Annotated in this window: 28 protein-coding genes; 16 read left to right on the top strand and 12 right to left on the bottom strand. The window is 73.2% G+C overall.

The features are described 5' to 3' along the window. A partial coding sequence (locus BM093_RS11575) for a transposase (RefSeq protein WP_143105339.1) occupies positions 1-296 on the top strand: 296 nt, incomplete at its 5' end. 136 nt (positions 297-432) lie between these two features. Beyond that, entirely contained in the window at positions 433-999 is a 567-nt protein-coding gene (locus tag BM093_RS11570) for a hypothetical protein (protein ID WP_245773457.1), read from the top strand. Positions 1,000-1,069: 70 nt separating this feature from the next. On the opposite strand, the gene BM093_RS11565 is transcribed toward BM093_RS11570, so the two are convergent. From BM093_RS11565 to BM093_RS11540, 6 genes are read right to left on the bottom strand one after another with little or no spacing between them, the layout of a single operon-like run. Beyond that, positions 1,070-2,221, bottom strand: a complete 1,152-nt coding sequence (locus tag BM093_RS11565; protein ID WP_093341381.1) for an acyl-CoA dehydrogenase family protein — start codon at positions 2,219-2,221, stop codon at positions 1,070-1,072. Positions 2,222-2,234: 13 nt separating this feature from the next. Continuing rightward, positions 2,235-3,023 (bottom strand): enoyl-CoA hydratase/isomerase family protein, encoded by a 789-nt coding sequence (locus BM093_RS11560; RefSeq protein WP_093341379.1) that lies wholly within the window; start codon positions 3,021-3,023, stop codon positions 2,235-2,237. Next, positions 3,016-4,692, bottom strand: a complete 1,677-nt coding sequence (locus BM093_RS11555; RefSeq protein WP_245773456.1) for a long-chain-fatty-acid--CoA ligase — start codon at positions 4,690-4,692, stop codon at positions 3,016-3,018. Before BM093_RS11555 ends, BM093_RS11560 begins: the two co-directional genes overlap by 8 nt. Before the next feature lie 31 nt (positions 4,693-4,723). After that, positions 4,724-5,884, bottom strand: coding sequence for a thiolase family protein (locus BM093_RS11550; protein WP_093341374.1), 1,161 nt, complete (start codon positions 5,882-5,884; stop codon positions 4,724-4,726). 42 nt (positions 5,885-5,926) lie between these two features. Beyond that, complete coding sequence (locus BM093_RS11545) at positions 5,927-7,480, bottom strand: class I adenylate-forming enzyme family protein (RefSeq protein ID WP_093341371.1); 1,554 nt, start codon at positions 7,478-7,480, stop codon at positions 5,927-5,929. Continuing rightward, a complete protein-coding gene (locus tag BM093_RS11540) occupies positions 7,477-8,352 on the bottom strand; it encodes a CoA transferase (protein ID WP_177238403.1) in 876 nt (291 codons plus the stop codon). The genes BM093_RS11545 and BM093_RS11540 overlap by 4 nt, the downstream gene beginning before the upstream one ends. Positions 8,353-8,469: 117 nt before the next feature. On the opposite strand from BM093_RS11540, the gene BM093_RS11535 reads away from it, so the two are divergent. The 4 genes from BM093_RS11535 to BM093_RS11520 all read left to right on the top strand — a co-directional run bounded on the left by BM093_RS11535 (position 8,470) and on the right by BM093_RS11520 (position 11,338). Further along, complete coding sequence (locus tag BM093_RS11535; protein WP_093341363.1) at positions 8,470-9,090, top strand: TetR/AcrR family transcriptional regulator; 621 nt, start codon at positions 8,470-8,472, stop codon at positions 9,088-9,090. Positions 9,091-9,206: 116 nt separating this feature from the next. Continuing rightward, positions 9,207-9,614 (top strand): YciI family protein, encoded by a 408-nt coding sequence (locus BM093_RS11530; protein WP_093341361.1) that lies wholly within the window; start codon positions 9,207-9,209, stop codon positions 9,612-9,614. 7 nt (positions 9,615-9,621) lie between these two features. Continuing rightward, positions 9,622-10,776, top strand: a complete 1,155-nt coding sequence (locus tag BM093_RS11525) for an RNA polymerase sigma factor (protein WP_093341359.1) — start codon at positions 9,622-9,624, stop codon at positions 10,774-10,776. A 4-nt stretch (positions 10,777-10,780) separates the two neighbouring features. Further along, positions 10,781-11,338, top strand: coding sequence for a GrpB family protein (locus BM093_RS11520; RefSeq protein ID WP_093341357.1), 558 nt, complete (start codon positions 10,781-10,783; stop codon positions 11,336-11,338). A gap of 13 nt (positions 11,339-11,351) precedes the next feature. Here BM093_RS11520 and BM093_RS11515 read toward each other — a convergent pair whose 3' ends face one another. Both BM093_RS11515 and BM093_RS11510 read right to left on the bottom strand, forming a co-directional pair. After that, on the bottom strand, positions 11,352-11,555 hold the full coding sequence (locus BM093_RS11515) for a hypothetical protein (RefSeq protein ID WP_093341354.1): 204 nt from the start codon (positions 11,553-11,555) through the stop codon (positions 11,352-11,354). Positions 11,556-11,591: 36 nt separating this feature from the next. Then, positions 11,592-12,044 (bottom strand): MarR family winged helix-turn-helix transcriptional regulator, encoded by a 453-nt coding sequence (locus BM093_RS11510; RefSeq protein ID WP_093341352.1) that lies wholly within the window; start codon positions 12,042-12,044, stop codon positions 11,592-11,594. A gap of 63 nt (positions 12,045-12,107) precedes the next feature. On the opposite strand from BM093_RS11510, the gene BM093_RS11505 reads away from it, so the two are divergent. The 5 genes from BM093_RS11505 to BM093_RS11485 all read left to right on the top strand — a co-directional run bounded on the left by BM093_RS11505 (position 12,108) and on the right by BM093_RS11485 (position 17,334). Further along, positions 12,108-13,193, top strand: a complete 1,086-nt coding sequence (locus BM093_RS11505) for a substrate-binding domain-containing protein (RefSeq protein WP_177238402.1) — start codon at positions 12,108-12,110, stop codon at positions 13,191-13,193. 146 nt (positions 13,194-13,339) lie between these two features. Beyond that, entirely contained in the window at positions 13,340-13,627 is a 288-nt protein-coding gene (locus BM093_RS11500; protein WP_093341350.1) for an FmdB family zinc ribbon protein, read from the top strand. A gap of 143 nt (positions 13,628-13,770) precedes the next feature. Beyond that, entirely contained in the window at positions 13,771-15,024 is a 1,254-nt protein-coding gene (gene fmdA / locus BM093_RS11495; protein ID WP_093341347.1) for a formamidase, read from the top strand. A gap of 105 nt (positions 15,025-15,129) precedes the next feature. Further along, positions 15,130-15,765: an AmiS/UreI family transporter gene (locus BM093_RS11490; protein WP_093341345.1), complete on the top strand. Its 636-nt coding sequence runs from the start codon at positions 15,130-15,132 to the stop codon at positions 15,763-15,765. An 84-nt stretch (positions 15,766-15,849) separates the two neighbouring features. Next, the gene (locus tag BM093_RS11485; protein WP_177238401.1) at positions 15,850-17,334 is read left to right on the top strand and encodes a flavin-containing monooxygenase; all 1,485 of its coding nucleotides are present in this window, start codon (positions 15,850-15,852) and stop codon (positions 17,332-17,334) included. Here the strand turns inward: BM093_RS11485 and BM093_RS11480 are convergent. After that, on the bottom strand, positions 17,310-17,822 hold the full coding sequence (locus tag BM093_RS11480; RefSeq protein ID WP_093341341.1) for an STAS domain-containing protein: 513 nt from the start codon (positions 17,820-17,822) through the stop codon (positions 17,310-17,312). The genes BM093_RS11485 and BM093_RS11480 overlap by 25 nt on opposite strands. 181 nt (positions 17,823-18,003) lie before the next feature. Between BM093_RS11480 and deoC the strand changes: the two genes are divergently transcribed. From deoC to BM093_RS11465, 3 genes are all read left to right on the top strand, one after another. After that, complete coding sequence (gene deoC / locus BM093_RS11475) at positions 18,004-18,726, top strand: deoxyribose-phosphate aldolase (protein ID WP_093341339.1); 723 nt, start codon at positions 18,004-18,006, stop codon at positions 18,724-18,726. Positions 18,727-18,935: 209 nt separating this feature from the next. Further along, positions 18,936-20,666 (top strand): hypothetical protein, encoded by a 1,731-nt coding sequence (locus BM093_RS11470; protein WP_093341337.1) that lies wholly within the window; start codon positions 18,936-18,938, stop codon positions 20,664-20,666. A gap of 65 nt (positions 20,667-20,731) precedes the next feature. Beyond that, positions 20,732-21,337 carry a mycothiol-dependent nitroreductase Rv2466c family protein gene (locus BM093_RS11465; protein WP_093341335.1) on the top strand — a complete coding sequence of 202 codons (606 nt, stop codon included), beginning with the start codon at positions 20,732-20,734 and terminating at the stop codon, positions 21,335-21,337. Positions 21,338-21,381: 44 nt separating this feature from the next. Here the strand turns inward: BM093_RS11465 and BM093_RS11460 are convergent, their stop codons facing one another. Together BM093_RS11460 and BM093_RS11455 are read right to left on the bottom strand one after the other, a co-directional pair. After that, on the bottom strand, positions 21,382-22,758 hold the full coding sequence (locus BM093_RS11460) for an NAD-dependent succinate-semialdehyde dehydrogenase (RefSeq protein ID WP_093341332.1): 1,377 nt from the start codon (positions 22,756-22,758) through the stop codon (positions 21,382-21,384). 207 nt (positions 22,759-22,965) lie between these two features. Further along, on the bottom strand, positions 22,966-23,574 hold the full coding sequence (locus tag BM093_RS11455; RefSeq protein ID WP_093341330.1) for a TetR/AcrR family transcriptional regulator: 609 nt from the start codon (positions 23,572-23,574) through the stop codon (positions 22,966-22,968). A gap of 99 nt (positions 23,575-23,673) precedes the next feature. Here BM093_RS11455 and BM093_RS11450 point away from each other — a divergent pair, with 99 nt between their 5' ends. Together BM093_RS11450 and BM093_RS11445 are read left to right on the top strand one after the other, a co-directional pair. Then, a complete protein-coding gene (locus BM093_RS11450; protein WP_093341328.1) occupies positions 23,674-24,204 on the top strand; it encodes an SCP2 sterol-binding domain-containing protein in 531 nt (176 codons plus the stop codon). Positions 24,205-24,235: 31 nt separating this feature from the next. Continuing rightward, positions 24,236-25,444, top strand: a complete 1,209-nt coding sequence (locus tag BM093_RS11445) for an acyl-CoA dehydrogenase family protein (protein WP_093341326.1) — start codon at positions 24,236-24,238, stop codon at positions 25,442-25,444. A gap of 20 nt (positions 25,445-25,464) precedes the next feature. Here BM093_RS11445 and BM093_RS11440 read toward each other — a convergent pair whose 3' ends face one another. Beyond that, positions 25,465-26,310: an enoyl-CoA hydratase/isomerase family protein gene (locus BM093_RS11440; protein WP_093341324.1), complete on the bottom strand. Its 846-nt coding sequence runs from the start codon at positions 26,308-26,310 to the stop codon at positions 25,465-25,467. Positions 26,311-26,331 lie beyond the last annotated feature (21 nt).

Below are 26,331 nucleotides of genomic sequence, written 5' to 3'. Positions count from 1 at the left end.
GCTGCCGCGACGAGGCCGCCTTCGCCATGCTCGCCGGAGCCGCCCCGATCCCGGCCAGCTCCGGGCGCACCGTCCGCTACCGGCTCAACCGTTCCGGCGACCGCCAGCTCAACCGAGCCCTGCACAGCATCGTGCTCTCTCGACAACGCTACGACCAGGCCACTCGCGACTACACACAACGGCGCCACACCGAAGGCAAGACCGACCGGGAGATCCGCCGCTGCCTCAAGCGCTACACCGCACGACAGCTGTTCCGCCAGCTCGAAGCGAGCACTCAAGGCCTTGACGAACCATAGGAGCGTCCTACCGGCGAACCTGGACCGGGCGTCGAGTGTCGGGGGAACAATGCTGACGGGGTGGCGACGGCGGCGGGCGATCCGTCGGATCAAGCCCGGGGACGGGCACCCGCTGAAGCGTTTCCGCTGGTGGCAGATGTTCACGGGGCGGGCTCTGCTGCACCTCGATCTGGGCGGGCCCGACGGTCGACCGGTCCGCTACTCCGTCGACGTGCGGCACCAGGGGGACCGGGAGGGGCGAGTGATCGCACACCTCTACCGGGAAGGCCGGCACCACGCGTCGTCCCGGGTGCCCGCTGTTCTGCCGGTGCCGGGCGGGGCGATCGAGGTGGCGACATCCGCGGTCGGGCTGAAGCGCTGTCACTATGTCGACACAGTCAGCACCCAGCATCAGCTGGTCCCTGATCCGAGATCGGCGGAGGGGCGCCGGGCGCGTCTCGAGCGGGGTCATCCGGTACTGAGCCGGGCGATCGGTGTCGTGTCGGTGGTCATGCTGGTCATCGGTCTCGGCCTGAACCTGCTCCAGCTCCTCGAACCGATCTCACGGATTCCCCCGATCGCCGAGAACATCGGCATCTTCGTCTCGCCGATCCACCTCCCGCTCTGGCTGAACGTGGCGCTCGCCCTCGGGGCCGCGCTGGGCAGCGCCGAACGGGCACTGCGGTTGCGTTACCACTGGCTGCTCGACGCAGGCGGCAACTGAGCACCGCCGACACCCCACCGGGTGTCCGGAAGACCCGGCCGGGTTGTGCCGCCGGGGCCTCACAAGAACCTCAGAAGGACCGGGCCACGAGCTCCTTCATGATCTCGTTGGTGCCGCCGTAGATCTTCTGCACGCGGGCCGAGGTGAACATGCGCGCGATCGGATACTCGTTCATGTAGCCGTACCCGCCGAACAGCTGCAGGCAGCGGTCGGCGACGTTGTTCTGCACGTCGGTGCAGAAGAACTTCGCCATCGACGCCGACGCGGCGTCCAGCTCTCCGGCCACGTGCCGGGGGATGAACCCGTCGACCATGCTGCGGGCGGCGGTCGCCTCGGCGGCGCACTCGGCGAGCACGAAGCGGGTGTTCTGGAAGCTCATCAGGTTCTGCCCGAATGCCTTCCGCTCCTTCACATACGCGATCGTCTCGCGGACGGCCGCGGTGGCGGATGCGGCGCCGGCCACGGCGATGATCAGCCGTTCCTGCGGCAGCTGCTGCATCAGCTGGGCGAAGCCGCGTCCCTCCGTGCCGAGCAGGTTGCCGGCCGGCACCCGCATGCCGGAGAAGAACAGCTCCCGGGTGTCCTGGCCGTGCTGGCCGACCTTGTCCAGCACGCGACCGCGCTCGAAGCCTTCCAGGCCCTCGGTCTCGGCGACGATGAGCGACAGCCCCTTGCCTCCCTCGTCCTCCCCGGTGCGGGCGACGATGACCAGCAGGTCGCAGTGGGTGCCGTTGGAGATGAACGTCTTGGCGCCGTCGATCACGTAGTCCTCGCCGTCGCGGCGCGCGCGGGTGCGGACGCTCTGCAGGTCCGAGCCGGTTCCGGGCTCGGTCATGGCGATCGCGCCGACGAGGTCGCCGGAGGCCATGCCGGGCAGCCAGCGCTGCTTCTGCTCCTCGGTGCCGAACGCGTCGATGTAGTGCGCGACGATCGTGCTGTGGACCATGTTGGCCCAGGCGTCGTCACCGACGCGGGCCTGCTCCTCGGCGATGACGGCCTCGTGCGCGAACGTCGCGCCGCCGCCGCCGTACTCCTCGGGGATGCTGATGCAGAGCAGCCCGGCCCGGCCGGCGGCCCGCCAGAACTCGCGGTCGACCATGTGTTGGGCGGCCCAGCGCTCCTGGTTCGGCACGACCTCCTTGGCGATGAAGGTGCGGGCGAGCTCGCGCAGGTCGTCGAGCTCCTGGGTGGCCCACGGGGCGCGGTAGTCGTCGAGAATCATCGGATGCTCCCTCTCAGCGGCCGGTGAAGGCAGGTGTGCGTCCTGCGGTGAAGGCGGACAGCCCCTCGCGGGCGTCGTCGGTGCCGAGCGCGCGCAGGAAGTGGTGGCGTTCGGTCGCCAGCCCTTCCCGCAGCGGCTGGTCGTGGGCCCGGCGGGCCGCGTCCGCGGCGAGTGCCACGGCGCGCGGCGCGTTCCCGGCGATGCGGCCGGCCAGTTCGAGCGCGGCCGGGACGACCTCGTCGTCGTCGACCACGTCGGCGACCAGCCCGGCGTCGCAGGCCCACGCGGCGCCGACCGGGTCGCCGGACAGCAGCATGCGCATCGCCTTGGCCTTGCCGACGGCGTGCACGAGCCGCTGCGTGCCACCGGCCCCGGGGATGACTCCGAGCTTGACCTCGGGGACGGCGAACCGGGCCGAACGGCCGGCGATCGCGATGTCGCAGGCCAGCGCCAGCTCGCACCCGCCGCCGTAGGCGATGCCGCGTACGGCCGCGACCGTCGGTGTCGGGTAGTCGGCGAGGACGTCGAAGAGCCGGTCGAACGGCAGCTCGTCGGTCGGCGCGGCACCGATCATGGCCGGGACCTCGGCGATGTCGGCGCCGGCGCAGAACGCCGGGCCGGCGCCGGTGAGGACCACGACGCGCACGTCGGGGTCGGCGGCCGCGTCGGTGAGCCGGCCGGTCAGCTCGGTGACCAGGTCGCGGCCGAGCGCGTTGTAGGACCCGGCGTGCTCCAGGGTGAGCAGTGCGACCGGGCCGTGCCGCTCGGCGGAGACCAGGGTCCGGGTGGGCTGCTCAGTCATCGGTACCGCCGTAGTGACCGGCCCACGTCGTGCGGATGGTCTTCTTGTCGCACTTGCCGACGCTGGTGCGGGGGATCTCGCTGACCGTGGTGAAGGACTCCGGCAGCTGCCAGGACGCGAACGCCGGCGACAGGTGCGCGTGCAGGTCCTCGAGCGTCACCTCGTGGCCGGGGGTCGGGACGATGAGCACGAACGGCCGCTCCTGCCACTTGGGGTGCGGCAGCCCGACGACCGCCGCCTGGGCGACGGCGGGGTGGCCGGTCAGGAAGTTCTCCATGTCGATGGAGGAGATCCACTCGCCGCCGCTCTTGATCACGTCCTTGAGCCGGTCGGTGACCTTGAGGTAGCCGTCCGGGTCGATCGTGCCGACGTCGCCGCTGCGCCACCAGCCGTCCGCGAAGCGGTCGTCGGCGTCGGCCATGTTGTGGTACCGCGTGGTGATCCACGGGCCGCGCACGCAGATCTCGCCCTGGGCGACGCCGTCGTGCGGGACGTCCTCGCCGGCCGCGTCGACGAGCCGGACGTCGACCATGGTGGCGGGGAGCCCCTGCTTGCGCTTGAGCTCGAGCAGGTCGTCACCGGACAGCCGGGCGCGCACGCCCGGCTTGTACCGGTTCATGGTGACCAGCGGCGTGGTCTCGGTCGCGCCGTAGGCGTGCACGATCTCCGCGCCGGTCAGCTCGGCGAAGCCGCGCATCAGCGACAGCGGCGGCTCGGTCGCGCCCGACATCATCCGCAGCCGTCCCAGGTCGGGCCTGTCCTCCAGCGAGCGGATGTAGTCCAGCATCGGCCCGAAGATCGCGGGAGCGCCGTTGGTGACGGTCACGTCCTCGGCGATCAGCGCGTCGGTGAGCGGCTTGGTGTCCTCGGCCGTGTACCGGCCCGGCAGGACGATCTTGTTGGCGGTCAGGGTGGCCGCCTGCGGCAGCCCCCAGGCCTGCCCGTGGAACATCGGGGTGATCAGCATCGTGCAGTCGTCGAGGGTCATGCCGATGTTGGTCGCGAGCGAGAAGGAGTGCAGGCAGATCGCGCGGTGCGAGTAGTAGACGCCCTTCGGCCGGCCGGTGGTGCCGGTCGTGTAGCAGGCGCCGTAGGCGGAGCGTTCGTCGATCTCCGGCCAGTCGATCCGGGGCGACGCGGCCGCGAGGAGGTCCTCGTAGTGGTGCACGTTCGGCAGCGTCGTGCTGATCCGGTCGAGCGGCTTGTCGGTCAGCACGACCCACGCCGTGACCTCGGGCAGCATCGGGGCCACGGCCTCGGCGACCGGCAGCAGCGTCTCGTCCACACAGACGATCGAGGTCCCGCTGTCGGAGACGACGAAGGACAGGTCCTCCGGCCCCAGGCGCAGGTTCAGCTGCACCATCACCGACCCGAGCCCGGGGATCGCCCAGTACAGCTCGTAGTGGCGGCGGCTGTTCCAGTCGAGGATGCCGACCCGGGTGGCCGGGCCGGCGCCGAGGCCGGCCAGGGCGTTCGCCCCGCGCACGATGCGGTCGTAGGCGTCGGCGTAGGTGTAGCGGTCCCAGCCGCCGTCCGGGAGCCGGTAGACGATCTCGCGGTCGCCGTGGGTCCGGGCGGCGTGCCGGATCAGGGTGGTGGTGTTGAGCTGGACGTCGTCGCCCATCGTGGACGGGTATCCGGTCACGACGGTGCGGGGCGGTGCCGGCACGCGGGACTCCTTCATCGGTGCACGGGTGGGGTCAGGGGAGGCGTTCGATGACGGTCGCGTTGGCCATGCCGGCGGCTTCGCAGACGGTGAGCAGGCCGTAGCGGGCCTCGCGACGCTCCAGCTCGTCGAGGAGCTGGGTGAGCAGGCGTCCGCCGGTCGAGCCGAGCGGGTGGCCGATCGCGATCGAGCCGCCGTTGACGTTGAGCTGGTCGTCCGGGTAGCCGAACTCGTCGCGCCAGAGCATCGGGACGGGTGCGAACGCCTCGTTGACCTCGGCCAGGTCGATGTCACCGATCGTCAGCCCGGCCCGGTCGAGCGCGGCGCGGGTGGCGGCGAGGATGGCGGTGAACTGCAGGACCGGGTCGTCGGCGGCGACCGCCATCGACACGATCCGTGCCCGCGCCCGCAGGCCGGCCGCATCCGCGTACGCCCGGTCGGCGACGAGCAGCGCGGCGGCGCCGTCGCTGATCTGGGAGGAGTTCCCGGCGGTGATCGCCCCCGCCGGGTCGAAGACCGGCGTCAACGCGGCCATCCGCTGCCGGTCGGGCGCGGCGCGGATGCCCTCGTCGCGGGTCATCGGGCCGTCGACGCCCTCGAGCGGCACGAGCTGGGACGCGAAGTACCCGGCCTCGGTCGCCGCGGCGGCCCGCTGGTGGCTGCGGACGGCGTAGTCGTCGAGCTGGTCGCGGGTGTAGCCCCACTTGGCGACGACCAGCTCGGCGGACGGGCCCTGGGCGGGCAGGTTGCCCCCGAACCGGGCGAGTGCCCGCTCGCCGTACCACTCGCCCCGCGGCCCGCTCGGGTCGAACAGCGGGCCGAGGTCGACCCGCGACATCGACTCGACACCGGCGCCGATCGCGACGTCGTACTCGCCGGAGCGCACGCCCTGCGCCGCGAAATGGACCGACTGCTGACCGCTACCGCACTGCCGGTCCAGGGTCGTGCCGGGCAGGCCGATCGGCAGCCCGGCGCCGAGCAGCGCGGTGCGGGCGACGTTGCCGGTCTGCTCGCCGCGTTGCAGGGCGCAGCCCACGATCACGTCGGCCGGCGCGTCCGGGGCCACGCCGCTGCGCTCGACGAGGTGGGTGAGGGTGTGGGCGAGCAGGTCGACCGGGTGCCAGTCGCGCAGCTGCCCGCCGCGCTTGCCGACCGGGGTGCGGACGGCGTCGACGATCACGGCGTCTCGGGTCATGCGGCGTCTCCTGTCAGCGGGTGTGGACGTCGTGGGAGTTCCTCAGCCATCCAGGTCCACCCGGAGCCGGTGCTTGAGGATCTTTCCGGACGGGTTGCGCGGGACGGCGCCGATCGTGAGCTCCCGCGGGAGCTTGTAGCCGCTCAGCTGCGTGCGGCCGTACTCGCGCAGCTCGTCGAGGGTGAGCGAGGCTCCCGGCGCGAGGTCGACGACGGCGACGACGATCTCGCCGTACTCCTCGTTCCGGCGCCCGACGACGGCCAGGTCGCCGACCGCGGGGTGCGCGGCGAGGACGCCCTCCACCTCCGCGGAGTAGACGTTGGCCCCGCCGGTGATGATGAGGTCCTTCAGGCGGTCGACGAGGGTGATGTAGCCGTCCTCGTCGATCCGGGCGAGGTCGCCGGTGTGGACCCATCCGTCGCGGACGGTCTCGGCGGTCGCCTCCGGCTTGCGCCAGTAGCCCTTCATCATGGACTCACCGCGCATGATCATCTCGCCGACGCCGCCCGGCTCGACGTCGTTCCCGCTCGGGTCGACGATCCGCACCTCGGTGTTGGGCACCGCGACCCGGCCGCTGGCCTCCGGGCGCGCGACGACGTCGTCGTGGTGCAGCAGGATGCCGCCCGGCCCGCCCTCGGTCTGGCCGCACGCCTGCACGATCCAGGCGTCGGGCAGCGCCGCGACCAGGGCCTCGGCGGTGTGGGCGGGCATCGGTGCAGCGCCGTAGAGGCAGATCCGCAGGCGCGAGAGGTCACGATCGGCGAGGTCCGGCAGCCGCAGCAGATGGGTGTACATGGTCGGGACGCCGAAGAAGAACGTGATCCGCTCGCGGGCGAGGGTGTCGGCCACCGTGGCCGGTTCGAACGCCGGGAGGATCACGTGGGTCGCTCCGAGCATCATCCCGTTCAGCAGCAGCATGTTGAGGCTCGCCGCGTGGTACAGCGGTGCGACGTGCAGCATCCGCTCCCCGTCCCGCAGACCCATGCCGATGCTGGTGTTGATCCCGACCCACAGCACCCGGCGGTGGTCGAACAGCGCCCCCTTGGGCCGCCCGGTGGTCCCGGACGTGTAGATGATCAGAGCGTCGTCGTCCTCGGAGACCTCGACGTGGGCGGGCCGTGCGGCGTGGCCCCGGGCTGCGTGCTTCCTGGCGGCGTGGTCCCGGGCAGCGCTGCGCACGTCGTCGTATCCCTCGACGGCGCCCAGCGCCAGCGGCTCCGCCTCGCCCGTCCGGTCGGGCAGGGAGTGCCACGCCCGGACGCCGTCGGCGACCTCGGGACCGAACAGCAGGAGCCGGGCCCCGGTGTCGGTCGCCAGGTAGTCGATCTCCGTCGGGGCCGAGCGCGGGTTGATCGGCACCACGATCGCGCCGAGGCGGAGCCCGGCGTAGACGGCGACGACGAACGCGTCGCTGTTGCCGGCCAGCAGCAGCATGCGGTCGCCCTGCGCGAGGCCACGGCCGGCCAGCTCGGCCGCCAGCGCGTCCACCTCGCGGTCCAGCTCGGCGTAGGTGAGCGCCACGTCGCCGAACTGCACGGCGATCCGGTCGGGACAGCGGCGGGCGGTGCGGGCGAGGACGCCGGCGAGGGTGGTCATCGCATCTCCTGGAGGGTGTCGTCGTCGACGATGGACCCGACCGCGACGATCGGGATGTCGAGCTCGTTGCCGAGCTCCTGCCAGTGCTTGCTGTCCGCCGTGGCGAACCGCGCGGCGAGCTCGGCCCGGGTGCGGCCGACGGCGTCACCCAGCCGCGCGACGAAGTGCGGCTCGACCGCGCCGACGGCGACGTATCCGTCGGTCGTCGGGTAGATCCCGTACCCGGGGCTGGCTCCGCCGAGCACGTCGCCGGGCCCGGTCAGCCCGTGCCGCACGCCGGCGGCCGCGTCCCGGGCGACGTGGTCGAGCACGACCGGCTGGTGCACTGCGTCACCGCTGCGATCACGCAGGCGCAGGCCGGCGACGGCGGCGAGGGCGGCCCGCTCCCCGCCGAGGAGATCCGCGACCGGGACGGTCGGGACGGCCGGCGGCTGCAGCGTCCCGTGCGCGGCCTGGTAGGTCAGGTCGTGCCCGGCCTCACCGGCGCGCTCGCCGTCGTAGCCGACGATCTCGACGTGCACCAGCCGGTGCCGTCCCACGCTCGCGCGCAGGCCCAGCCGGTCCAGCGCGGCCGGACGCATCGCGGTGAGCAGGACGTCGGCCGTGGCGAGCCGCTCCTCGAGCCGCTCGCGGTCGGCGGCATCGCGCAGGTCGAGGGTCACGACCTCGTGGCGGGCGGTCAGCTCGCGGTACCAACCGGCCGCCGCGACCTGCAACGCGTCCCCGGCCGGCGGCTCCACCTTGACGACGTCGGCGCCGAGGTCGGCGAGCCGTGCCGCGGCCACCGGGCCCGGGACGTTCACCGCCAGCGACACCACGCGCACGCCGTGCAGCGGCGCGGCCGACCCTCGGTCCACGTCGTCTCCCGTCATCGAGAACGACTGTACATGCGTACAGTAAGTTGGGCGAAGCGTATAGTCCGCGGCGTGATCGACACAAGGGCGGGGTCGTACGATGCGTGCCGTGACGGTGGAAGCCCGGTCGGCGACATGAGCGAGCGCTCGCGGCCGCGCCGCGAGGAGGACCTCACGGCCCGGGCACGGATCCGGCACGCCGCGCTGGAGCTGTTCGCGGAGCGCGGGGTTGCGGGCACGCCGATGCGCGCCGTCGCGGCCCGGGTGGGGGTCACGGTCGGGCTGATCGTGCACCACTTCGGCACGAAGGAGGCGCTGCGTGAAGCGGTCGAGGTCGACATCGTCGACCGGTTCGCCGACGCGATCCTGACCGCACCGGCGGACGGCTCGGGCGCGGAGGTGGCCGCGGCCCGCGACCGCGCCGTGGCCGCCATGCTCGCGCAGAGCCCGGCCGTCGTGGACTACCTGCGCCGTGCGGTCCTGGACCCGCACGGTGAACGCGGCGACCTCGTCAGCAAGCTCAGCGCGCTGACCGCCGACCAGGTCGGCGACCTGCGCCGCCGGGGCCTCGCCTCGGCGCGCAGCACGATCGGCGAGCAGGTCCTGACCATCATGATCAGGCAGCTGGGGCAGGTGTTCCTGCAACCGCTCGCCGACCGGATCGTCGACGAGTTCGGTGCGGGACCCGACGCGACGTCGCCCCGGATCGTCGTACGTCTGGAGGGGCGCCGCGAGGTGTCCTCGGCCGACGACTGAGCTCGATCGGGGCAGCCGGGAAAAAATCTTCGGCGGGCATGTCGAGAACCCGTGCCGGGCTCCGTCCCCGACGTGAATGCGGCCACGATGGGCCGCACCACACCGAGGAGACCACGATGGCCAAGTACCTGTTGCTCAAGCACTACCGCGGCGCCCCGGCGTCGGTGAACGACGTGCCGATGGACCAGTGGACCCCCGAGGAGGTCTCGGCCCACATCCGGTACATGAACGACTTCGCCGCCAGGCTCGAGGAGGCCGGCGAGTTCGTCGACGGCCAGGCGCTCGCCCCCGAGGGGACGTTCGTCCGGTACGACGGCGAGGGGCGCCCGCCGGTCACCGACGGCCCGTTCGCGGAGACCAAGGACCTCATCGCCGGCTGGATGATCATCGACGTGGACAGCTACGACCGGGCCCTCGAGTTGGCAGGGGAGCTCTCGGCCGCCCCCGGCGCCGGTGGGAAGCCGATCCACGAGTGGCTCGAGCTGCGCCCGTTCCTGACCGCACCGCCCACCGTCACGGAGTGAGCACACGGTGGACGCCACGCTCCTGCGGAGCCTGACCCCGGGCGTGCTCGCCGTCCTCGTCCGTCGCGGAGCCGACTTCGCGGCGGCCGAGGACGCCGTGCAGGAGGCACTGGTCGAGGCGCTCCGTGTCTGGCCGGCCGACCCGCCCCGGGACCCCCGGGGCTGGCTGGTCACGGTGGCCTGGCGCCGGTTCCTCGACGCGACCCGGTCCGACGCCGCCCGACGCAGGCGGGAGGAGGGGGCCGCGCTGGGCGACACGGAGCCGGTGACCGTCCCGGCGGTCGACGACACGTTGCAGCTGTACTTCCTGTGCGCGCACCCGTCGCTGTCGCCGTCGTCCGCGGTGGCGCTCACCCTGCGCGCCGTCGGCGGGCTGACCACCCGCCAGATCGCCCAGGCCTACCTGGTGCCGGAGGCGACCATGGCGCAGCGCATCAGCCGCGCCAAACGCACCGTCTCGACGGTACGGTTCGACCGACCCGGCGACGTCGCCACCGTGCTGCGTGTGCTCTACCTCGTCTTCAACGAGGGCTACTCCGGCGACGTCGACCTCGTCGCCGAGGCCATCCGGCTGACCCGCCGGCTCGCGGCCGCGATCGACCACCCGGAGGTGGCGGGGCTGCTCGCGCTCATGCTGCTCCACCACGCCCGGCGGGCGTCCCGGACCGCGGACGACGGCAGCCTGGTCCCGCTCGCCGACCAGGACCGCGGACGCTGGGACACCGGCCTGATCGCCGAAGGCGTCGGGATCCTGCAGGCGGCGCTGGCGCGCGATCGGCTGGGGGAGTTCCAGGCGCAGGCCGCGATCGCGGCCCTGCACGCCGACGCACCGAGGGCCGAGGAGACCGACTGGGTGCAGATCGTCGAGTGGTACGACGAGCTGCTGCGCCTGACCGACAGCCCGGTCGTCCGCCTCAACCGGGCGGTGGCCGTCGGGGAGGCCGACGGCCCGCGGGCCGGCCTGGCCGAGCTCGCGGAACTGGACGAGGCGTTGCCCCGGTGGGCCGCGGTGGCGGCCCACCTCCACGAGCGCGACGGCGACCCGGACGTCGCGGCCGGCCTCTACGCCGAGGCGGCCCGGAAGGCGACCGACCTGGCCGAGCGCGACCACCTGACGCGCCAGGCCGCCCGGCTCAATACCCGGGGCCGTGCGGGATCATGACCGGGTGGCGGAGGAGTTCGAGCTGGTCGGAGGTGTCGAGCAGCGCGCGATCGTGCTTGTCCCGTACGACCCCGGGTGGCCCGCACGGTTCGAGACCGAACGCCGACGGATCGAGGCTGCTCTGGGGCCCGTGGCCCGCCGGGTGGACCACGTGGGCTCCACGGCGGTGCCCGGCCTCTCTGCGAAACCGATCATCGACATCGACGTCAGCGTGGCCGACGCCGACGACGAGGCCGGCTACCTGCCCGCGCTGGAGCGGGCGGGGTACCGGTTGCGGGTGCGGGAGCCCGGACACCGCATGGTGCGGACGCCCACCCTCGACGTCCACGTGCACGTCTGCTCCGCGGGCAGCGACTGGGAGCGCCGGCACCTGCTCTTCCGCGACCGGCTCCGCGCCGACCCGCACGATCGGGCCGCTTACGCAGCGCTCAAGGCGGATCTCGCGGCACGGGAGTGGCCGGACATGAACGCCTACGCCGCGGCGAAGGGCGGGCTGATCGCCGAGATCACCCGGCGTGCCGAGGCGTGGGCCGAACGGGTCGGCTGGAGTGTGACGCCGTAGTTCCAGCGCCGGCTCACTCGGCGGGCATCCAGGTCAGGTCGACCTCGAGCTGGTTGGGCCCGGTCGAGGTCCAGCTCGTGGCGCTGCGCCGGACGACCGCGCGGCCGTCGCGGAGCGCCTGGGCGGCCTGCTCGAGATGCCGGGCGAGATCGGTCGTGGCCCGGGCGCTCCAGCTGTCCGGCCAGGCCCACTCCCCGGAGGACTCCGACGGTGTCATCCCGCCAGTGTGAACCCGTCCGCGGCGTGGCGGGGCTCAGCCGGCCTGCGGCGCCGCGGCGGGGTCGGTCCGGAGCCCGGCGGCGAGCCGGCGCAGCAGGTCGTCGAACATCCCGGCGTCCGGCCCCAGGATCTCCGCGCAGCGGTCGCGTGCCCCGGCCGCCGCCGCGTCCCAGCGGGCGAGCGCCTCGCGGCCGCGGGCCGACGCGAAGATCAGCACCCGGCGCCGGTCGAGCTCGTCGGGCCGGCGCAGCACCAGGTTCGCCGACACCATCCGGTCGACCAGCTTGGAGCACTTCGGCGCGAGCAGGAGCGCGTGCTCGGCGACGACGTTCATCGGGCAGCCGCCCTGGGCGACGAGCAGCGACAGCACCCGCCACTGGTCGATGTCGGAATCCGCGGCGCGGAGCGCGTCGTCGAGCTGTTGGGTGACCATGCGCTCGGCCATCGAGAGCAGGCGTGCCGTCTCGGCGGATCCCGGGTGCGACATCGACGGTGACTATCCCTCCGAACGGAGCAGTGCTCACGGGTGGATCGGTTCTAGCGTAGCGGGATGGCGCCACCGCGTCTCTCGCTGCCGCACGCGCGCAGGCGCGACGTGCTGACGATGGCGCTCGTCGTCCCGCTCCAGGGGCCGGCGGGGATCTTCGGCCCGTCCTGCGAGAGCTGCGGGACGCTGGCCATGGAGGAGATCAACGCCGAGGGCGGGGTGCTCGGCCGGGAACTGCAGCTGCTCCCGGTCGACGGCGGCGCCGCCCCCGACGACGTCGCCCGCGAGGTCGAGGCGCTCGTCCGGGCCGGGTCGATCGACGCGGTCACCGGCTGGCACATCTCGGCCGTGCGCGAGTCCGTCGCTCCGGCGATCGACGGCCGCGTCCCGTACGCCTACACCGCGCTCTACGAGGGCGGCGAGCGCAGGCCCGGCGTCTTCCTCACCGGCGAGACACCCGACCTGCAGCTCGGCCCGACCCTGGACTGGTTCGCCGAGACCGTCGGCGTCCGCCGCTGGACGATCGTCGGCGACGACTATGTCTGGCCGCGCCGCTCGGCGGCGGTGGCGCGCCGGTACCTGCGCCGGATCGGGGGCACCGTCTGCGACGAGATGTACGTGCCGCTGGGCACCTCGCGGTTCGAGCGCGTCCTGCGCCGGGTCGACCGCAGCGGCTGCGAGGCCGTGCTGATGCTCCTGATCGGCAACGACGCCGTGGAGTTCAATCGCTCGTTCGCCGCGGCCGGGATGGACCGCGACATCCTGCGGTTCAGCTCGCTGATCGACGAGAACGTGCTGCTCGCCTCGGGGGCGGACAACACCCGGGGACTGATGACCTCGGCCGGCTACTTCGAGGACCTCGCCACCGCGGCCGGCCTGGACTTCGCCGCCGCCTATGCGCGCCGGTTCGGGCCGGAGGCTCCGGTCCTCAACAGCCTCGGCGAGTCCTGCTACGAGGGGGTGCGGCTGCTGACCGCGCTGATCCGGCGGGCGGGCTCCCCGGAGGTCGCCCCGATGATGGCGGTCTCCGACGGGCTGTCCTACGAGAGCCCGCGGGGCACCGTCGAGGTCCGTGACCGGCACCTGCGCCAGCGGGTCTTCCTCGCCGCCGCCGACGGGCTGACCTGGGACGTCATTCAACAATTGTGACGTTGACACCCCTACGTCACCGCAGTAGCTTTCCTGAGAAATTATTTCCCACCGCGTCGATGACGTGCACGACGTCGGTGGTTGCTGGTTGCACCGCCCCTGGTTCTCCTGTCCTGGATCCACGGCTCACAGCGAGGTGGTCGGAGATGGCGACCTACACCTACCGGTGCGCGGCCGACGGCCCCGTCGACGTGCGACGGCCGATCGGCACGGCACCGGCGTCGGTCGCCTGCCCGGCCTGCGGCGCCCCGGCGCCGCGAATGATCACGCCACCCCTGCTCGGCCTCGCCGACCGCGGCCGGATGGCCGCGATCGACCGGTCCGAGCGGTCGCGGACCGAGCCGGACGTCGTCACCTCGATCCCCGGATCGGGGCGGCCCGCCCGGCCGGCCCCCCGGCTCGATCCCCGTACCCGCGGACTCCCGCGCCCCTGACCGGCCGGGAGCCACCACCGTCACCCCGTTCCCACGGCGGGCCTCGCCCGTCGTGCGGTGCGGCCTGCCCTCGCCGTCCCGGTCGACCCACATCCGGCCGACCGGTATCCGGTCCACCTCGACTCCTGAGAGGTCGTGTCGTCATGCCCGAGGTCGTGTTCCCGCTCGACTCCCGCAAGAGGTTCACCGAACAGCCGATCGTCGGCCACAACCGCTGGCACCCGGACGTCCCCGCCCAGGTGCGCGTCCGCCCCGGGGACGTCTTCCGGGTGGACTGCCGCGAGTGGTTCGACGGCGCCATCCGCAACGACGACTCCGCCGACGACATCCTCAACGCCCCGCTCGCGAGCGTGCACGTGCTGTCCGGCCCGATCCACGTCGAGGGCGTGGAGCCCGGCGACCTGCTGATCGTGGACATCCTCGACGTCGGGCCGATCCCGCAGGAGGACTCCGGGCCGCTGGCCGGCCAGGGCTGGGGCTACACCGGCGTGTTCGCCACCCGCAACGGCGGCGGCTTCCTCACCGAGCAGTTCCCGGACGCCTACAAGGTGATCTGGGACTTCCGCGGCGGCGTCGCCACCTCGCGGCATGTCCCGCACGTGTCGTTCACCGGGATCGTGCACCCCGGCCTGATGGGCACCGCCCCGTCGGCCGAGCTCCTGCGCACCTGGAACGCCCGCGAGCAGGCGCTCATCGACACCGACCCGCAGCGGGTCCCGGCGCTCGCGCTGCCGCCGAACCCGGACTCGGCCATCCTCGGCAACCTCAGCGGTGCCGAGTTCGACCGGGTCGCCGCCGAGGGCGCGCGCACCGCCCCGCCGCGGGAGAACGGCGGCAACCAGGACATCAAGAACCTCACCAAGGGCAGCCGGGTCTTCTACCCGGTGTTCGTCGACGGGGCGAAGCTCTCGATGGGTGACCTGCACTTCTCCCAGGGCGACGGGGAGATCACCTTCTGCGGCGCCATCGAGATGGGCGGGTTCATGGACGTCCACGTCGACGTCATCAAGGGCGGCATGGCCAAGTACGGCGTCTCCGAGAACGCGATCTTCATGCCGGGCCGGACCGACCCGCAGTACAGCGAGTGGCTGGCGTTCTCCGGGACCTCGGTGACCCTCGACGGCGAGCAGCGCTACCTCGACTCGCACCTGTCGTACCAGCGGGCCTGCCTGCACGCGATCGACTACCTGCAGCAGTTCGGCTACTCCGACATCCAGGCCTACATGATCCTCGGTGCAGCGCCGATCGAGGGCAGGCTCTCCGGCGTCGTCGACATCCCGAACTCCTGCTCGACGGTCTACCTGCCGACCGAGATCTTCGGCTTCGACGTCCGTCCCGGCAAGGACGGTCCGACGACGATCGACCCGGGTCAGGGCGTCCCGGTGGCCCGCGCCTGAGCCACGCCTCCCGCACCCGGCCGTCCGCGGCCGGGCCCACCCGGTGCCGGGACCGACCGCCCCCGACCGGTCCCGGCACCGGCCCCTCGAAGGAAGGAACCTGCGATGGGATCCGTCGGGCTGCTGTTCGTCGGCGCCGTGCTGTTCATCAACGGGGTGATGCTGCTGGGGTGGGTGGACGAGAAGTCCGCCGCACCGATGAACTTCTTCGTCGGTGGCCTGCAGATCATCACACCCACCTATCTGATCTTCACCGCGAACGGGGACGCGAACGCGATCCTCGCCGCCTCCGGGCTCTACCTGTTCTCGTTCACCTACCTCTACGTCGCGCTCAACATCACCCTCGGGCTGGACGGCACCGGGCTCGGCTACTTCTGCCTGTTCGTCTTCGTCTCGGCGCTGGTGTTCTCCTGGCTGAACTTCACCCGCTTCGCCGACCCGGGCTTCGGTGTCATCTGGCTGTACTGGGCGTTCCTGTGGCTGCTGTTCTTCCTGCTGCTCGGCCTCAAACAGGAGCGGCTCGGCCGCTACACCGGTGCCGTCTGCGCGATCCAGGGCTGGGTGACCGGCTGGTTGCCTGCGTTGCTGCTGCTCACCGGCGGCTACGCCGCGATGAGCGGCACGGTCGCGGTCGTCCTCGCGATCTTCGGACTGGTCGTGTTCGGCGGGCTCTACCCGGTGCTGGGCAGGCGCTCGCCGGGGAGCGTGCCGGCCGCACCGGGGCCACAGGTATCGGCGTGACCGGCCGGAACGTCCGGCGAGGTGTGTTGATCTGAGACGGCCCCGGGGCCGCCGACCGGCGACGATGGTCGCGGAGGTGTGGCGGTGGACGAGCTGGACGCGGTCGTCGTCGGGGCCGGGGTGGCGGGCCTGTACGCGCTGCACCTGTTACGGGAGCAGGGCCTGCGGGTCCGCTGCTTCGACGCCGCCGACGAGCCCGGCGGCGTCTGGCACCACCAGCGCTACCCGGGTGCCCGGATCGACACCGAGGGGTACGCCTACCAGTACCAGTTCTCCGAGGACCTCTACCGCGACTGGGGCTGGAGTGAGCGCTTCCCGGCCGGGTACGAGGTGCTCCGCTGGCTGCGCTTCGCCGTCGACCGGCTGGACCTGACCCGCGACCTGCAACCGGCCACCCCGGTCGTCTCCGCGCGGTTCGACGACGACGGCTGGGTGGTCCGCACCGGTGACGGCGGCTCCGTCCGGGCGCGGTTCCTGCTCTGCTGCACCGGGGTGTTCGGGTCGCCGCGCCGGGACGCGATCCCGGGCCGGACCGACTTCGCCGGCCCGGTCGTCCACACCGGGGCATGGCCGGCCCGGGGGCCGGACCTCGCAGGCAAGCGGGTCGGGGTGGTCGGGAACGGGCCCAGCGCGGTCCAGCTCGTCCCACGGGCCGCCGACGTGGCCGGGCACCTCACCCTGTTCGCCCGCTCGCCGCGCTGGGTGCTGCCCGCGGCGAACCCGATGTACGGCTGGCCGGAACGCGAGGCCTACCGCTCGCGCCTGTCCGAGGTCCGCCAGGCGGTCCGGAGCACGTTCGGCGGGCTGGAGCGCGAACTGTCCGGGGTCGGGCCGGCGGACGTCGCGGCCCTGTACGCCGAGGACCCGCTGCTCCTGCGCCCGGCCGCGCTGCCCGGTGTGCTCACCGACGAGGTGCTGCGTGCCGCGGTCGCCGGTGAGGTCCGGGAGCGGATGTGCGAGCGGCTGGGCGGCGATCCCCGGCTGACGAAGCTGCTGGTCCCCGAGAACGACGACTTCGGACTGCGCCCGGTCGCGACCGACCAGGGCTACCTGGAGGCCGTGGCGCGCGACGACGTCGACGTCGTCGGGGTACGGGACGACCCGGTCACCCGGATCCGCCCGGAGGGGATCGAGCTGGCGAGCGGCACCGTGCACGCCCTCGACGTGGTCGTGCTCGCCACCGGGTTCGCGCAGGCCGGTGGGTGTGGGGTCGAGCTCCGTGGCCGCGACGGCGCCCGGTTCACCACGGCCGGGGCGCTCGGGATCACCGCCCACGGCTTCCCCAACCTGTTCGTCCCGTCGGCGGTCTCGCGTGGGCACGGCAACGACGCCGCGTGCCTGCAGGGCCAGGTCGAGTGGATCTGCGAGGCGATCCGGCGGGTACGGGCCGACGGGGCAGCGACGATCGAGCCGACCCCCGCCGGGGACACGGCCGAGGTCTCTGCCGGGGACACCGCCGGGACGGGCGTGCCGAACACCGGGCTTCCGCCGCCCGGCGGTATCGGGGCCTACCTGCGCCGGTGCGCCGAGGAGGCGCGGGCCGGTTATCCCTCGTTCCGCCGGGGCTGACCGTCCAGCCGCACGTCCGGTCCGGGAACGCCGAACAGCACGTCGCGCGCGGCGACCGGCTTCCCGGGCACCCGGTCGAGCACCTCGATCAGGTTCATCGCGCCGGTGACCTGCAACGCCCGGCGGGCCGGGCGGCTGCGGCCGCACAGCACCCGCAGGCGACCGCCCTCCGCCGCGACCATGTCCCGGGCCTCGAGCAGTGCCGTGAGCCCCGCCGTGCCGAGGAACTGCACGCCGGACAGGTCGACGACCAGGTCGACGACGAGGTCGCCGCACAGGTCGCCGGCCAGGTCGCCGGCCGGACCGGGGCCCTCGTCGGACCAGGCGCCCAGCTCCACCCGGAGGTCGGCCGCCGTGGCGTCGTCGACCGCGCCCACCACCTGCAGCACGGGTGCCCCGGACGGATGTCGCGACCGCTCGAACCGCAGTGCGGGACCGGCCTGCTCCGCGGGCTGCGGAGCGGGCAGGCGCCGTTCGTCGTCCGCCATCGCCGTCCTCTCCCGACACCGGCATCTCCGGCACGTCGGGTCAGCATCGCAGCGTCGTGCGGTCACCGCATGTGGTGACGACCCCGCGCGCACCCGGCCCGGAGGGTGCGCCGGTCCGCGTAGCCTCGGTGCCCGCCCGTGCAGCCGTCGCGGGGGAGACCCACCCGCCGGAGGAGGCCCCGTGCGCGCTCCGCACCCCACCGCCGCCGAGATCGCCGGGATGATCGACCACGCGATCCTGCGGCCCGAGCTGACCCGGGCCGAGGTCGACGCCCAGCTCGACCTCGCCGCCCGTTACCGGATCTTCAGCGTGTGCGTGCGTCCCAGCGACGTCGCGCACGCGGCCGACCGGCTCGCCGGGACCGGCGTCGCGGTCGGCACGGTGATCGGCTTCCCGCACGGCACGACCGGGACCTCGACCAAGGTCGCGGAGGCCGGGCAGGCGATCGCCGACGGCGCCACGGAGCTGGACATGGTGCTCAACGTCGGCCGGCTGCGCAGCGGCCTGCTCGACGACGTCGAGGCCGACATCCGCGCCGTCGTCGCGGCCGCGGACGGCCGGACCGTGAAGGTCATCCTGGAGACCGCGCTGCTCTCCGACGACGACGTCGTCGCCGGTTGCCGGGCGGCCGAGCGGGCCGGGGCGGCGTTCGTGAAGACCTCCACCGGGTTCGCCGACGGTGGTGCGACACCCGAGCACGTGGCGCTGATGCGTCGCACCGTCGGGCCGTCGGTGCAGGTCAAGGCGTCGGGTGGGGTGCGGGACCTGGACACCGTGCTCACCTTCCATACGGCGGGCGCCACCCGGTTCGGCACCAGCGGGACCGCGACGATCCTCGACGACGCCGCCGCCCGCGAGGCCGGTGCCACCGGGTCGGCTCGGGTGGACGACACGTCCTACTGACGGACGTACTGAGCGACGTACTGGGGGACGCAGTGCGCGACGTGCTGCGGGACCTGCCGACGCGAGGTGCCGACCGGCCGGTGCCCGCCCGATCTGGGAAGCTGGCACTCCGCCGGGGGTTGCCGTCCGGAACCCGTGATTCAGTGCCCCTGCCCCAGTGCCCCTGACCCAGTGCCCGCGACCCAGCGCCCGTGATCCGGAGGAGACCGATGGCAGAGCAGCCCGTTCCGTCCCCGTGGTCGCCCGCGGGCGTCACCGGGACGGTGATCGGTGCAGCGCTCGGGACCGTCGGCGCCGCCGTGGAGATCGGACGCCGGCTGCCCGGCTGGCTCGCCGAGGCGCCCCGTGCTGTGGAGGCGCTACCGTCGGTCGCCGCGGACGTGACCGCGCTGCCCCGCCGCATCGCCGGAGTCGACGCCGCGCTGACCGGGCTCGCACCGGTGCTCGACGACGTCCTCGGCCGCGTCGCCGCGCTCTGGGACGATCCCGAGACCGTCGCCCGGGTGGACCGGCTGACCGAGGCCGTCGTGGAGCTCGCGGGAGCGGCCGGCCCGCTGACCGAGCTCGCGCGGGCCCGGCAGGACCTCGGCACCCTCGCCGGTGCCGTCGAACCGCTGCGCGAACTGGCGACCGTCCGCGACGACCTGCGCGAGCTGGCGGCGGTGCGCGCCGACCTGCACGAACTCGCCGCGGTCCGCGGTGACCTGCACGAGCTGGCCGCCGCCGTCGGGCCGCTGCGTGACCTCGCGGGCGCGGTGGGGCCGCTGCGCGAACTCGCCGGTGCCGCCGGGCCGTTGCGGGACCTGTCCGGTGCCGTCGAGGCGCTGCAGGACCTGGCGGGCGCGGCCGAGCCGTTGCGCGACCTGGCGGGTGCGACCGGCCCGTTGACCGATCTGGCCGGTGCGGTCGAGGCGTTGCGGGGCCTCTCCGGTGCGGTCGGGCCGCTGACCGACCTGGCGGGTGCGGTCGAGGCGCTGCGGGGCCTGGCGGACGCGGCCGGCCCGCTGACCGAGCTCGCCGGTGCCGTCGAGGCGCTGCGGGACCTCTCCGGTGCGGTCGGGCCGCTCACCGACCTGGCGGGTGCCGCCGCGCCGCTGTCCGACCTGGCGACCGCGGTGGAACCGCTGCGCGAGCTGAGCACGGCGGTCGAGCCGCTGCGTGAGCTGGCCGCCGCGCGCGAGGACCTGCACGTGCTGGCCGGCGCCGCCGAACCGCTGCGCGAGCTCGCCCCGGCCCGCGCGGACCTGGCGGCCCTCGCCGGAGCGGTCACCGCGCTGCAGCGCCTCGCCGACGCCGTCGAACCCCTGCAGGAACTCGCCCGCACCCGCGAGGACCTCGGCGAGCTCGCCTCCGCCGTCGGACCACTGCGCGACCTCGCCGCCGCGGGCGAGCACCTGGAACCGCTCACCGCGGCCGTCCCGTCGATGCGGGATCTCGCCGCGGCGGTCGGCCCGCTTCAGGAACTGGCCGGTACCCGCGAGGACCTGACCCGGCTGGCCGAGGCGGTCGAGCCGCTGCGCGAGCTCGCCCGGGCCCGGGCGGACCTGGCCCGGCTGGCCGGTGCCGTCGAGCCCCTGTCGGAGCTCGCGAGCGTCCGGCACGACCTGGCCGCGCTGGCGAGCGCGATCGGTACGGAGGACGGCGTGGTGCAGCGGCTCGCTGCCGCCGTCGCCGACCCGGCCACCGAGGACGGCGGTCGTGCCGCGCCCCGGCTCGCGGCGCTCGACGCCAACGTGGCCGAGGCGGCCAACCAGCTCTCCGCCGTCGCACCGGACCTGCGGTCGGTCGCCACCCGGATCGACGCCCTCGACCGCCAGATCGGCGTGCTCGCCGACGCGCTCGCCCCGCTGCAGGGCACCACCGAACGGATCGGCCGGATCGTGGACCGGTTGCCGGACCGGTCCCGCCGGATCGTCGCCCGGCCCACCCCGGAGAGCTGAGCCGGCGGGCCCACGACGACGTCCACGACGGGGCACCGGTTCCGGACGTCGGGCACCATGCGGTCGTGCCCCGTGTGGATCTGTTCGTCGACCCCGTCTGCCCTTTCGCCTGGATCACCTTCCGCTGGTTGACCGAGGAGGTGTCGCCTGCTCGGGATCTCGACCTGCGAGTCCGGCTGATGAGCCTGGCCGTGTTGAACGAGGGACGCCCGGACCACACTCCAGAGCACGAGAAGGGCGACGACAGTGGATGGCGCCCGGTTCGCGTCGCCACCGCGTCGGGGCGGGAGCGCGGCGAGGCCGGGGTCCGGGCGTTCGTGCGTGCCTTCGGGGAGCGTTTCCATCAGGAGCGGATCCGGCCGCGGGACGCGGCCCTGCGTGCGGCTCTGGGTGACATCGGCGCACCTGGCCTGCACGCCTGCGCTGACGACCCCACGCACGACGGAGCGATCCGTATCGAGCACGCCGCCGGCCAGGAGCCGGTTGGTGACGACGTCGGTACCCCGGTCCTCCATGTCGACGGCGTCGCGTTCTTCGGTCCGGTGCTCGGCGCGGTGCCCCGCGGGCAGGAGGCACTCGACGCGTTCGACGGCGCGGTCCTCCTCGCCCGGAACCCGATGTTCTACGAGCTCAAGCGGACCCGGACGGGTGGGATCGACCTGACGTCGTGACCGGGTGGGGCATGTCCGGCTGCACGGTCATCGGGTCGACACGATCACTGGATCCAGACGGTCTTGGCATTGACGAACGACGTCGGGCCGAAGTCGGCGAGCTCGCGTCCGTAGCCGGAGTTCTTCGTCCCGCCGAAGGGCACCTCCGGCGTCGACGCGGTGAGGGTGTTGACATAGACCATGCCGGTCTCGATCTCGTTGACGCACCGTTCCTGCTCGGCCGGGTCGGTGGTCCAGACGCTGCCGCCGAGCCCGAACGGGGAGTCGTTCGCGATGCGGATCGCGTCGTCGACGTCGCGGGCGCGGAACAGCAGCGCGACCGGGCCGAACAGCTCCTCGCGGTGGGCCGGGGCGTTCTCCGGGATGTCGGTGAGCACCGTCGCCGGGTAGTGGTTGCCCGGCCCGTCGAGCGGCTTCCCGCCGGTGAGCACCCGGGCACCGGCCGCCACCGAGTCCCGGACCTGCCGATCGAGGTCCTCGACCCCCTGCGGCTGGGACAGCGGTCCGAGATCGGTGTCCTCGTCGAACGGGTCGCCCACGGTCAGCTCCTCGAACGCGGCCACCAGCCGGCGCTCGAACTCGTCGGCGACGTCGTCGTGCAGGATGAAGCGCTTGGCGTTGATGCAGGACTGGCCGTTGTTGAGCAGCCGCGACTGCACGCCCTGCTCGACCGCGGCGTCCAGATCGGCCGACGGCAGCACGACGAACGGGTCACTACCGCCCAGCTCGAGCACGCTGGTCTTGACGTTGGCACCGGCCCGGGCACCGACCTCGCGGCCGGCCGGCTCGGAGCCGGTGAGGGTGGCGGCCCGGACCCGGTCGTCGTCGATGACCCCCTCGATCCGTGACGACGAGAGCAGCAACGTCTGGAACGCGCCCTCGGGCAGGCCCGCCCGGCGCAGCACGTCCTCGATCGCCAGCGCCACCTGCGGCACGTTCGAGGCGTGCTTGAGCAGGCCGACGTTGCCCGCCATCAGCGCCGGGGCGGCGAACCGGAACACCTGCCAGTACGGGAAGTTCCACGGCATCACCGCGAGCACCGGGCCGAGCGGCTCGTAGCGGGTGAACACCCGAGCGCCCTCGGGCGCGCTCCGCGGCGACCACGGGACGTCGGCCAGGATCCGCTCGGCGTGGTCGGCGTACCAGCGCAACCCGAGCGCGGACTTGCCCACCTCGGCCCGGGCCGCGCCGATCGTCTTGCCCATCTCCAGCGTCGCGAGCCGCGCCAGCTCCTCGGTCTCGTCGTCGAGGATGTCCGCGGCACGGCGCAACCAGCCGGCCCGGTCGTCGAAGCTCGTGTGCCGGTAGCTGCGGAACGCGTCGTGGGCACGCTGCAGCGCCTGCTCCAGCGCGTCGTCGGACAGCTCGTCGAACTCGCGGACGGTCTCGCCCGTCGCCGGATTCGTCGTCGCGATCGCCATGCCCGGCGGGTACCCGCTCGGCCCGCCGGGACACGCCGTTGCTCCCAGGGGCACCCTCGGGGCGCCGGGCGCTACGGGGGTGCCCCTCGCGGCGCTCGGACACTCGCGACCCGGGGCGCCGGGTTTGGGGGGCCCGCCGCCCCCAGGGGCACCCCCGGGGCACCTGACGCTACGGAGGTGCCCCTCGGGGCACGTGGGAGCGCCGCGTCAGCCGCGCAGGCGCTCCAGGCCCGGCCAGAGCAGGGCCAGCAGCAGGTCGGCGAGCTCGTCCGGGTCGTCGGTCCCGCCGGCCGCCGACCAGTCGGCGAGCCCCTCGGCCGCGCCGACCAGCGCCGCCGCCACCGGCGTCGCGCCCGCGCCCGTCCCGGGCACGCCGAGCTCCGCGGCGAGCAGCTCGGCGACCCGGTCCACGATGCGCGACCGGGCCTCGTGCACCTCGTCGGCGAACGCACCGGTGCGGGCCTGCCGGTAGAGCACCGACCAGCCGTCGCGGTGGGTCGTGACCGTCCTGAAGAACGCCCGCACCCCGTGCCGGAGCCGCTGCTCGGCACCCGCCGCCGGGCCCGCCGCACCCGACACCGAGTCCAGCAGGCGTGCGGCCTCCCGGCGGATGCAGCGGCGCAACAGCTCGTCCTTCGAACCGCCGCCGTGCGTGTAGACCATCGGTTTCGACACCCCGGCCTCGGTCGCGACGGCGTCCATCGAGGCGTCGTGGAAGCCGGTCCGCGAGAACACCCGCACCGCCGCGTCGAGCACCTGCTCCTCCCGCTGTTCCGGTGGCAGGCGCCGGCGGGACGTACCCGTCGAGGGGGTCATCTCGACAGCTTAGCTACTGCTGCGTAAAGTACCGCGCATCCTGCACCGGTACCGCGAGTACCGGGCACTTTCCCGGACCACGGCGAGGTGGAACGAGCGATGGCCGACACGGTCGACATCAACGAGCTGGGACGCAGCATCGACCCGAAGTCCCTGTCCGACGAGCAGCTGATCGGCACGCTGGACACCGCCCTGCGCGACGGTGACCCGAAGACGGTGGACCCGTCGCTGTTCGCGCGGCTGGTCAAGGGCGCGTCGAAGCAGCAGCTGGCGACCGTGATGGCCTCCGACGTCCGGCGTCCGGTGCTGGACGCGATCTTCGGCCGGATGAGCGAGTTCTACTCGTCGAAGGGTGCGAGCGGGAACCGCCAGGTCGTGCACTGGCACATCAAGGACGACGCCGGCGAGGACAGCTTCCAGACCGTGCTGCACGACGGCACCTGCACCGTCACCGCGGGCACCGACGAGGAGCCGCGCACGGCCCTGACCCTGGCGGGCACCGAGTTCCTCAAGATCGTCACGAACAACGCCAACCCGGTCACGCTGTTCATGACGCGCAAGCTCAAGGTCTCCGGCGACGTCGGGTTCGCGACCGCGCTGCCGAACATGTTCCAGATCCCGTCGGCCTGACGACAACCGGACCCGAGCAGGGGAGACGTCGATGACCTCGTTCGAACTGTCCGACGAGCACCGCGAGCTGCGGGAGTGGGTGCACGGGTTCGCCGCCGACGTCGTCCGCCCGGCCGCCGCCGAGTGGGACGAGCGCGAGGAGACCCCGTGGCCGATCCTGCAGGAGGCCGCGAAGATCGAGCTCTACAACTTCGAGACGCTGGCCTCGTTCTGGGGCGACGAGACCGGGCTGTCCATGCCGCTGGTCAACGAGGAGCTCTTCTGGGGCGACGGCGGCATCGGCATGGCGATCTTCGGGACGACGCTGGCGGTGGCCGGCATCTTCTCCTCCGGCACCCCGGAGCAGATGGTCGAGTTCATCCCGCAGTGCTACGGCGACGCGTCGGAGCCGAAGGTGGGCGCGTTCTGCTCGTCCGAGCCCGACGCCGGCTCCGACGTCTCGGCCATGCGGACCCGCGCGGTGTACGACGAGGCCCGCGACGAGTGGACGCTGACGGGGCAGAAGGCGTGGGCCACCAACGGCGGCATCGCGAACATCCACGTCGTGCAGGCCGTCGTCGATCCGGAGCTGGGCAGCAAGGGGCAGGCGGCGTTCGTCGTCCCGCCGGACACGCCGGGACTGGAGTCCACCCGCAAGATCAAAAAGATGGGCCTGCGGGCCTCGCACACCGCGGACGTCTTCCTCGACGGGGTGAAACTCCCCGGCAGTTGCCTGCTCGGCGGCAAGGAGAAGCTCGACGAGCGACTCGCCCGGGCCCGCGAGGGGGTGCGGAGCACCGGGTCGGCGGCGATGCAGACCTTCGAGCTGTCCCGCCCGACGGTCGGCGCGCAGGCGATCGGCATCGCCCGGGCCGCCTACGAGTACGCCCTGGACTACGCGAAGGACCGGGTGGCGTTCGGCAGGCCGATCGTCGAGAACCAGTCGATCTCGTTCACCCTCGCCGACATGCGGACCGAGATCGACGCCGCGCGGTTGCTCGTGCACCGGGCCGCCTGGATGGGGCGCAACGGCGTCCCGTTCACCGCGGGTGAGGGCTCGATGTCCAAGCTGAAGGCCGGTCGGGTCGCGGTCTGGTCGACCGAGCGGGCCATCCAGATCCTGGGCGGCGCCGGGTACTCGCGCGAGCACCCGGTGGAGCGGATGCACCGCGACGCGAAGATCTACGACATCTTCGAGGGTACCGAGCAGATCCAGCAGCTCGTGATCGCCCGCGCGATCTCCGGGATGCACCTGGCCTGAGCTGCCCGGCCGGGCCGTCCTCACCCGGAGGACGTGTCGGCCACGACCCGGCCGACACCGTCCCGGAACCCGGCGGTGGTGAAACAGATCGGCTCGGCGAACTCCTCCATGGTCACCGCCTGCTCCCAGGGAAGGTCCGCCGCGCTGCGCAGCAGCGGCTTCGCCATCTCGACCGCGTGCGGCGGCAGTGCCACGATCCGCCGGCACCACGCCAGGGCGGCGTCGAGGAGCTCGCCGTCGGGGACGACCTCGTCGACCAGGCCCAGCCGGCACGCCTCCGCCGCGTCCAGGTGGCGGCCCTCGACGTAGAACGCGAACGCCCGCCGGTAGCCGAGCGCCCGGGTGAGCGCCCAGCTCGTCCCGACCTCGGGGACCAGCCCGAGACGGCCGAAGGCGGGGACCAGGACTGCTCCGTCGGCGGCGAGGGCGAGGTCGCTGTTGAGCGCGAACGCCAGTCCGACACCGGCTGCCGGGCCGTTCAGGGCGGCCACGAACGCGGTGTCGGAGCGGGTCAGCAGCCTGGCCATCGCGCCGAACTGCTGCCGGATCCAGCGCCAGGGGAGCGCGGCGCCTTCGACGTCGTCGGCGCGCCTGCCGCGCTCGGCCTGTTCCTGCATCATCCGCAGGTCGCCGCCCGCGCAGAACGCCGGGCCGGTCCCGGTGAGCACGACGGCCCGCACGTCCGGGTCCCGGACGAGCGCGGTCGTGGCGTCGAGCAGTTGCAGCATCAGCGGGGCGCTGAGCACGTTGAGCTTGTCCGGGTCGGCGAGCCGCAGCACCGCGTGGTCCCCACGGTGGTCGACCTCGACGACCGTCCGGGTCTCGGCCCGGGCGGCGGCCACCACGTCCGCGTACGACATCTCCATCGATGACTCCTTCGTGGTCGG

The sequence above is a fragment of the Pseudonocardia ammonioxydans genome, from assembly GCF_900115005.1.
GTDB classification, from domain to species: Bacteria; Actinomycetota; Actinomycetes; order Mycobacteriales; family Pseudonocardiaceae; genus Pseudonocardia; species Pseudonocardia ammonioxydans.
Note: the sequence above shows the minus strand (reverse complement) of the source record. Positions and strands in the feature narration are given on the sequence as shown.